We start from the raw sequence: 7,241 nt of genomic DNA, 5'->3' as shown, positions 1-7,241 counted from the left end.
TACCGGCTGACTCAGTTATATGCTTAATCCAAGTTACTCCACAACTTTTAGACTTGATCCAAAAGTTGTGGAGCGCCTTGTATTTTTTCGGATAGAATTCAAACATTGTGGAATAAACTTTTCTGCATTGACTAAGATGACCTATTGAATTAGGTCCTTTGACCCAACTAGCCCAATAAGTTGCTTCATCAGGAGCTTCTTCCGTTTCAACCCAATGGCACCGAGTGGATTGGTAACCGGGTTATAGGTTTGTGTAGTCAAACCAACTTAGTGAATGCACAACCTACTCTATTCCTTGCTGCTCCTGGGCGTCCTGGCCTGCACTGGCCCGGCCCACAACCCTATTTTGCCCAATGGCCCAACCGATGAGACCCAGCCGGAATCATCGGCACCGGGCTTTGGCACCTCAAAAAGCCGCCCAGAAGGAATACCGTTCGTGTTTCCGGCGGGTATCTCACTCGTTCAGAAACCCCGCGTCGATGGTGACTGCTGGAGTGAGGCCCGTAAGCAGAAAAAAGTAAAGGGCTCAGGTGGGGCTGTCGGGTTTTGTCTCACATTCAGCAACGCCAATGACTATCCGGTACAGGTAGAGATTCCGCCCGGCCTCATCTGGGTCGCGGAAACGAATGAATCCTTTCAGGATATTTCACAGAATGGGATCATCATAAAAACGGTTACGGTGCTGGTGCCGGCCCATGCCATTGAAACTGCCTGGCTCATTGCGTATTGCATTAACGTTGACCGGAGTGGAAGTCGACTTGGCGATAGCTACGAGATTCAGCCGATCCTGAGTAATCATCCGGGTATCCAGTCGCTGGCTAATCAACTGGCCAACAAGAAGATCAACGAGGAGGAATATACGACCGAACCAACCACCGCCGAACGGCAGCAACTAGCCTTTGTACAGCTAGCGGTCAATGATGTGGAAACGTACGGAAGCGTACAGCCAAGTACGCAGGTGTACCTTAATCAACTGCCTAATGTGAAGTAAAGCAACAGAAGTAAATTGCTCCCTGATCTCATGACAGTTTATTACTATATGGTTTTACGGTTTCGCCAGGCCTGCCAGGCTCCGGTAGACCATAGCGCCCAGATTACCAAAATCGGCTGAAACACCAACCGAATGGCGCGGGCCCGATCGGTCGATAAACCGAATGCGTCGGTATGATTGACGAACTGAGCGATGTTTCCCGGAAAGATCAATACAAAAAAGGCAGCTACTGCCCAGCCAACCTGTACCCGTTGCCGAGCCCAAAAAATAAGCGCCAGGCCCAGCGTAATCTCAACAATGCCGGACAGAATAACCACTAAATCGCCATTGAGCGGCACCCATTGGGGCACTTGGGCTAAAAATTCAGTTCGAGCCCAGGTCAGGTGAGCTGTCCCGGCAAAACTTAGCGCCAGGCCCAGTAAAATCCGGCCAATAGTCTGAGCGATATTGGTCTTTTGTACCCCATTCGTTGGAACCATCATAGACAATTTTAGTCGATTACGTTTACCTTGCAATCTACAGTATCTAGTACTCATTCACCACCTACATGACTATCTGGTATTTGACTGATCTGATTGGAGTCGCCGTATTTGCTATTTCGGGCGCGTTGTCGGCGTTGAGTAAAAAAATGTACCCCGATTTGATCAGCCTTTTTTTCGTCGGTTTTCTGACCGCAATTGGTGGCGGTACCCTACGGGATATTATCATGGGTGCCTATCCAATTGCCTGGATACGGGACCCTAACTACCTGATTGTCATTAGCGCTAGCGTAGTTACAGCGATTTTATGCCGCAAATGGTGGTTAGGAAAACTTCAACGGCCGTTGCTCCTGTTCGATACGCTTGGCGTTGGTATTTATACAATTTTAGGTATGCAGAAAGCCCTCTCTGCCAATGTCAATGAATGGGCAGCCATGCTACTGGGGGTCATTTCAGCCCTGTTTGGTGGAGTTATACGGGATGTTTTAGTCAATGACCTCCCGGTTATTTTTAGCCGACAGCTTCATGTTACGCCTTGTCTGGCCGGAGCCGGTCTGTATTTACTGGGCCGATCCGTTCATATGGAACCCAACCTGAATTTTCTGATATCGGCAGGGCTTATCACCGTGTTTCGGTTGATGGCTATCCGTAAAGGATGGGCCTTACCCCGTATCGATAGCTGACGGGTCTCTATATCTTAGCCAATTATTAGATTTCATTCTATTTTGCGCGATTGCTTATACTTTACTAAAACGGCTTCGGTTATTGAATGAAATAGCCCAGGTTATGCTTGATTTCCTTTAAAACGAAGGTGCTGTTCAGTACGCCAATGTTCTCAATTTGAGACAGTTTATACTTAACAAAGTCGTGGTATTCGTTCAGGCTGCCTACATGAATCTTCAGCAGAAAATCGACCTGACCCGCCATGTGATAGCACTCCTGCACTTCTTCCAGTTTCTGCACCTCTTCTTCAAACTTGTCGATAAACGCTTTGTCATGGTAGCGCATTGATACCTGGCAAAACGCAGTAATTGGCTGGCCTAACAGGTTTTTATCCAGCACAGCTACGTATTGCTTAATAAATCCCAGGGTTTCTAATCGCCTGATCCGCTCGTACACCGGCGATAACGTCAGCCCGAGTTGAGCGGCCAATTCTTTCGTTGTTAGTTTAGCATCCTGCTGTAAGAATCGCAGGAGTTGTTTATCTACATCATCTATCCCTTCCATACCGAAAATTTTTCTACAGAGTGGTTTATTCTCGATTCACCTCAAGTGAATTTATCGGCAAATAAGTCATATCCCCATAAAATTCACGGATTTTACATCACTATATTCATTTATTATCTAGTAAATTAACTTTGTACCATAATTATATAGCTGTTTTTCAATAACGATTTACTAACTCGTTTTCGTCCTTACTCAACTTTCTTACACCTTCGTTATGCAGCGAGAAACCGTTTTAATTATTGGAGCCAATGGGCAAATCGGCACGGCCCTGCTTCCTCAATTACAGGCGCAGTTCGGTAGCACAAACGTCATCGCGGCCGATCTTCGAAAGCCATTAACCGAACCAGGCATCTTTGAAGTACTGGACGCCACCAAACCGGAAGCCCTGACCGACGTAGTACGCAAATACCGGGTTACACAGATATACCACCTGGCGGCTATTCTGTCGGCAAAAGGAGAGAGCGATCCGTTGTGGGCCTGGAATCTGAACATGCAGACCTTGCTCAATGTACTGGAAGTATCCCGGCTGCACAACATTAAAAAGGTGTTTGTTCCCAGTTCAATTGCCGCGTTTGGGGAGCATGCGCCTAAGTACGACACCCCGCAAACCTCTCTGCTCGACCCCGCTACGGTATATGGTATTAGTAAGGTTGCCGCCGAAAACTGGTCGCTGTATTATCACAAACGCTACGGGCTGGATATACGCTCCTTACGGTATCCGGGTGTTATCAGCTACCAGTCGATGCCCGGTGGGGGAACCACTGATTATGCCGTAGCCATCTTCCACGCGGCCCTCCAGGGGAAACCATTTGACTGTTTCCTGTCGGCAGACACGCTCCTGCCTATGATTTATATGGACGATGCCCTGCGGGCAACACTCGAACTGATGGAAGCGCCCGAATCTCAGATCAGCGTCCGAACCTCCTATAATCTGGCGGGTATGAGCTTTACCCCGGCCGACTTGACAGCTGCCATCCAGGCCTATTTCCCTGCTTTCGACACGCAGTATAAACCGGATTTTCGACAGGCTATTGCCGACTCATGGCCCAAATCCATTGACGATTCAGTTGCCCGGCAGGATTGGGGCTGGAAACCAGCCTTCGATTTACCCAAAATGACTACCGAAATGATTACTAACCTGACTGCGGTGTATCAGCCACTGGTCTCAGCCCTCTAAACGTCATGTACGGAACTATCAAAGAACAACTTCAACAGGAACTGAACAGCATTAAAGAAGCTGGCCTCTATAAGTCCGAACGGATCATCGTTTCGCCCCAGTCTTCCGTCATTGCCATTCATGGTGGACGTGAAGTACTTAATTTTTGTGCCAATAATTACCTGGGCTTATCCTCTCATCCAGACGTGGTTGCGGCTGCGCACGACACGCTGGATAGTCACGGGTTTGGCCTATCGTCAGTACGATTTATCTGTGGTACTCAGGATATTCATAAAGAACTGGAACGTCGGACCGCTGAGTTCGTTGGGGCCGAAGACTGCATCCTCTACGCAGCCGCCTTCGACGCCAACGGTGGGGTGTTTGAACCACTGCTGGGCGAAGAAGACGCCATCATTTCGGATGAATTAAATCATGCTTCGATAATTGATGGGATTCGCTTGTGTAAGGCAAAACGCTTCCGCTATAAACACAATGACATGGCGTATCTGGAAACTCAATTACAGGCCGCTTCATCGGCACGTCGTATTTTGGTCGTTACAGATGGTGTTTTCTCGATGGATGGCACCATTGCCCAACTGGACAAAATCTGCGATCTGGCCGATCAATATGGGGCTATGATCATGGTTGACGAATGCCATGCCAGTGGCTTTATGGGAAAAACGGGCCGGGGAACGCCCGAATACCGGAATGTCCTGGGCCGCATTGATATCATAACCGGTACCTACGGAAAAGCCCTTGGCGGTGCGTCGGGTGGCTTTACGGCAGCTCGAAAAGAAATTGTGGAATTACTCCGGCAGCGGTCTCGTCCGTATCTGTTTTCCAACACCTTAGCTCCTTCCATCGTTGGCGCTTCCCTGAAAGTACTGGATATTCTGGAAGGGTCAACCGCGTTGCGCGATAAACTGGAGGCCAATACCCGTTATTTCCGCGAGGCCATGACAGTTGCCGGATTCGACATTTTGCCCGGCGAGCACCCCATTGTTCCGATTATGCTTTATGATGCTCCCTTAGCACAGGAGTTTGCCGCCCGATTGTTACAGGAAGGAATCTATGTAATTGGGTTCTTTTATCCTGTGGTTCCAAACGGAAAAGCCCGTATTCGGGTGCAGATTTCGGCGGGTCATGAACTGGAACATCTGCAACAGGCCGTAGCTGCCTTCACGAAAGTTGGTCAGGAACTTGGCGTGCTAAAGATTCGTGAAACTGTCGGTTAACGATCTGTTTCGAACGTGCAAAAAAACGGCTCTTTCTTAACCTGGAACGAGCCGCTTTTTTGCACCTACATCGTCTGCTTGGCAATTCCGATTAAGATTGGCGAGCAGTGCTAAGCGATGAATTTACCGGTGACAAAACGATTAGCAGTACTCTGTTTCAATTGACTTTCCGACTACAACTTTTGCCGTTTTGGCTACAGTTCAGTTCCGCATACGGGTGAATTTTGCAGCAGAAAAAAATGCGTTAAACAGTCACTGGTTATGGAAAATGGAATTGACGGTAAAGTTGTAGCCATCACAGGGGCTAGTAGCGGAATAGGGGAAGCCATTGCCCTCCTGCTCGCTAACCGAGGGGCCAAAGTCGTTCTGGGCGCGCGTCGGTCAGATCGGCTGGCGGAGCTTGAAGCCCGCATCAGATCGGCGGGTGGCGACGCTGTTCATGTCCTTACAGACGTTAAACAAAGGGGTGATTTAGTACACCTTGTCGACGTAGCCTGTGAACGTTACGGCAAACTTGATGTTATGATCAACAATGCAGGCATGAGTCAGCTCTCCCGTATCGACGAACTGGATGTTGAGGGATGGGAGGAAATGATCGATGTGAATCTTAAAGGTGTATTATACGGGATTGCCGCTGCCATTCCTGCTTTTCAGAAACAAGGTTCAGGCCATATCATCAACATTATTTCGACCTCAGGTATAAAGATTGTACCTATGCAAGGCGTATATGCTGGTACCAAAAATGCGGTTCGCACCATAAGCGAAGCCATGCGTCAAGAGTCGGGCGGACGGTGGCGGGTAACGGGTATATCGCCGGGGTTTGTACAGACTGAATTCGCCAATACGATAAAAGATCTCTCCATGAAGGCCGCTGTCCTTGACAAGATGGGATCGATTGCTATTTCACCCGATGCCATTGCCAGGGCCGTTGCCTTCGCCATTGAGCAACCCGCCGATGTTGAGCTGGGTGATATGGTTATTCGGCCAGCCATACAGGATTGAAAAAAATGAAAGCAGAGAATCAAAAACCGTATGTATTTGCCAGCATTTCTGAGCTGATGAAGCGGTTGGAACAACCTAAACCGGTGCATCCGCTCATTGCGTTAGTCAACTACGATACGACCAGGGTGAGTCTTGCCGATGCAGGTGCATCGTTTAGTATTAATTTCTACAAAATCTCCTTCAAGCATACGTTCAAAGGACAGGTAAAATATGGCCAGGGGTACTATGACTTTGAAGAAGGCGGATTAGCGTTTTTAGCACCCAATCAGGTAGTTACCATGTCTGGTGACGAAAGCAGCTATGACGGGTATTCTCTTTATTTCCATCCCGACTTTATCCGGCATTATCCACTTGGCAAAACAATCAGTAAATATGGTTTTTTTTCGTACGCCGTTTCCGAAGCGCTGTTTTTATCCGACAGGGAAAAACAGATTATAGCGGCTCTCTTTGCCACAATCGCCACTGAGTTAGATACCAACATTGATAGCTTTAGTCAGGATGTGCTGGTCACGCAAATTGAACTCTTGCTAACCTACAGCAACCGCTTTTACAATCGGCAATTTCTCACCCGTAAGGCTGTTTACAACGATATGATCGCTAAACTGGATGGATATCTGGCATCACGGCTCGATACCCAACAATCCCTGTTAGCTGGCTTACCCTCGGTTAAGGAACTAGCAGACTATCTTGCCGTTTCGCCCCGGTTTCTAACCGATATGCTGAAGTCGCTTACTGGCCAAAGTACGCAACAATACATCCATAATTGGCTGATTGAGCAGGCAAAAGATAGGCTAAGCACCAGTCGGCTAACGGTTGCCGAAATTGCCTACGAGCTAGGCTTTGAACATCCGCAGTCGTTCAATAAACTATTTAAGCAAAAGACGAACGTGTCGCCGGTAGAATTTCGGCAATCGTTTCACTAAATTTCATTGTATTTACCACAGAGGTACAGCGAACGCAGCATTGTACTAAATCAACGTAAATAATGTGTTATTTTCACTGATTATCAAGTTTTTAAGTACCACAGGTACGGCAGGGCTGTTAAGTTCTGTCGTCTTTACCCCCCACCCCCTAAAGGGGGAGTACTCCGAAGTGGATTTTCTCCCCCTTTAGGGGGTGGGGGTAAAAATAAGCCAATAAAAGAGGCTGAT

At 48.0% G+C, this 7,241-nt stretch carries 8 protein-coding genes; 6 read left to right on the top strand and 2 right to left on the bottom strand.

The genetic code is table 11. The features are described from left to right. Positions 1-274 precede the first annotated feature (274 nt). Positions 275-991 carry a hypothetical protein gene (locus tag ACYVGO_RS36150; protein ID WP_460973546.1) on the top strand — a complete coding sequence of 239 codons (717 nt, stop codon included), beginning with the start codon at positions 275-277 and terminating at the stop codon, positions 989-991. A 44-nt stretch (positions 992-1,035) separates the two neighbouring features. Here the strand turns inward: ACYVGO_RS36150 and ACYVGO_RS36145 are convergent, their stop codons facing one another. Next, a complete protein-coding gene (locus ACYVGO_RS36145; protein WP_460973544.1) occupies positions 1,036-1,473 on the bottom strand; it encodes a DoxX family protein in 438 nt (145 codons plus the stop codon). Between the two features lie 65 nt (positions 1,474-1,538). On the opposite strand from ACYVGO_RS36145, the gene ACYVGO_RS36140 reads away from it, so the two are divergent. Further along, a complete protein-coding gene (locus ACYVGO_RS36140) occupies positions 1,539-2,153 on the top strand; it encodes a trimeric intracellular cation channel family protein (RefSeq protein WP_460973542.1) in 615 nt (204 codons plus the stop codon). A gap of 79 nt (positions 2,154-2,232) precedes the next feature. On the opposite strand, the gene ACYVGO_RS36135 is transcribed toward ACYVGO_RS36140, so the two are convergent. Next, complete coding sequence (locus ACYVGO_RS36135; protein ID WP_460973540.1) at positions 2,233-2,697, bottom strand: Lrp/AsnC family transcriptional regulator; 465 nt, start codon at positions 2,695-2,697, stop codon at positions 2,233-2,235. 214 nt (positions 2,698-2,911) lie between these two features. Between ACYVGO_RS36135 and ACYVGO_RS36130 the strand changes: the two genes are divergently transcribed. From ACYVGO_RS36130 to ACYVGO_RS36115, 4 genes are all read left to right on the top strand, one after another. Further along, a complete protein-coding gene (locus ACYVGO_RS36130; protein WP_460973538.1) occupies positions 2,912-3,874 on the top strand; it encodes an NAD-dependent epimerase/dehydratase family protein in 963 nt (320 codons plus the stop codon). 5 nt (positions 3,875-3,879) lie between these two features. Further along, positions 3,880-5,088, top strand: a complete 1,209-nt coding sequence (kbl, locus tag ACYVGO_RS36125) for a glycine C-acetyltransferase (RefSeq protein ID WP_460973536.1) — start codon at positions 3,880-3,882, stop codon at positions 5,086-5,088. Positions 5,089-5,349: 261 nt separating this feature from the next. Beyond that, on the top strand, positions 5,350-6,090 hold the full coding sequence (locus ACYVGO_RS36120) for an SDR family oxidoreductase (protein ID WP_460973534.1): 741 nt from the start codon (positions 5,350-5,352) through the stop codon (positions 6,088-6,090). A gap of 5 nt (positions 6,091-6,095) precedes the next feature. Beyond that, positions 6,096-7,013, top strand: a complete 918-nt coding sequence (locus ACYVGO_RS36115) for a helix-turn-helix domain-containing protein (protein WP_460973532.1) — start codon at positions 6,096-6,098, stop codon at positions 7,011-7,013. Positions 7,014-7,241: the final 228 nt, after the last annotated feature.

It is taken from the genome of Spirosoma migulaei (assembly GCF_054776855.1).
The sequence above is the reverse complement of the archived record's forward strand: the minus strand, read 5'-3'. Positions and strand labels throughout refer to the sequence as shown.

Excerpts from the sequence above, each read along its gene's own strand:
- ACYVGO_RS36150 (WP_460973546.1), top strand. The coding sequence starts at position 275 with ATGCACAACCTACTCTATTCCTTGCTGCTCCTGGGCGTCCTGGCCTGC.
- ACYVGO_RS36145 (WP_460973544.1), bottom strand. The coding sequence starts at position 1,473 with ATGATGGTTCCAACGAATGGGGTACAAAAGACCAATATCGCTCAGACT.
- ACYVGO_RS36140 (WP_460973542.1), top strand. The coding sequence starts at position 1,539 with ATGACTATCTGGTATTTGACTGATCTGATTGGAGTCGCCGTATTTGCT.
- ACYVGO_RS36135 (WP_460973540.1), bottom strand. The coding sequence starts at position 2,697 with ATGGAAGGGATAGATGATGTAGATAAACAACTCCTGCGATTCTTACAG.
- ACYVGO_RS36130 (WP_460973538.1), top strand. The coding sequence starts at position 2,912 with ATGCAGCGAGAAACCGTTTTAATTATTGGAGCCAATGGGCAAATCGGC.
- kbl (WP_460973536.1), top strand. The coding sequence starts at position 3,880 with ATGTACGGAACTATCAAAGAACAACTTCAACAGGAACTGAACAGCATT.
- ACYVGO_RS36120 (WP_460973534.1), top strand. The coding sequence starts at position 5,350 with ATGGAAAATGGAATTGACGGTAAAGTTGTAGCCATCACAGGGGCTAGT.
- ACYVGO_RS36115 (WP_460973532.1), top strand. The coding sequence starts at position 6,096 with ATGAAAGCAGAGAATCAAAAACCGTATGTATTTGCCAGCATTTCTGAG.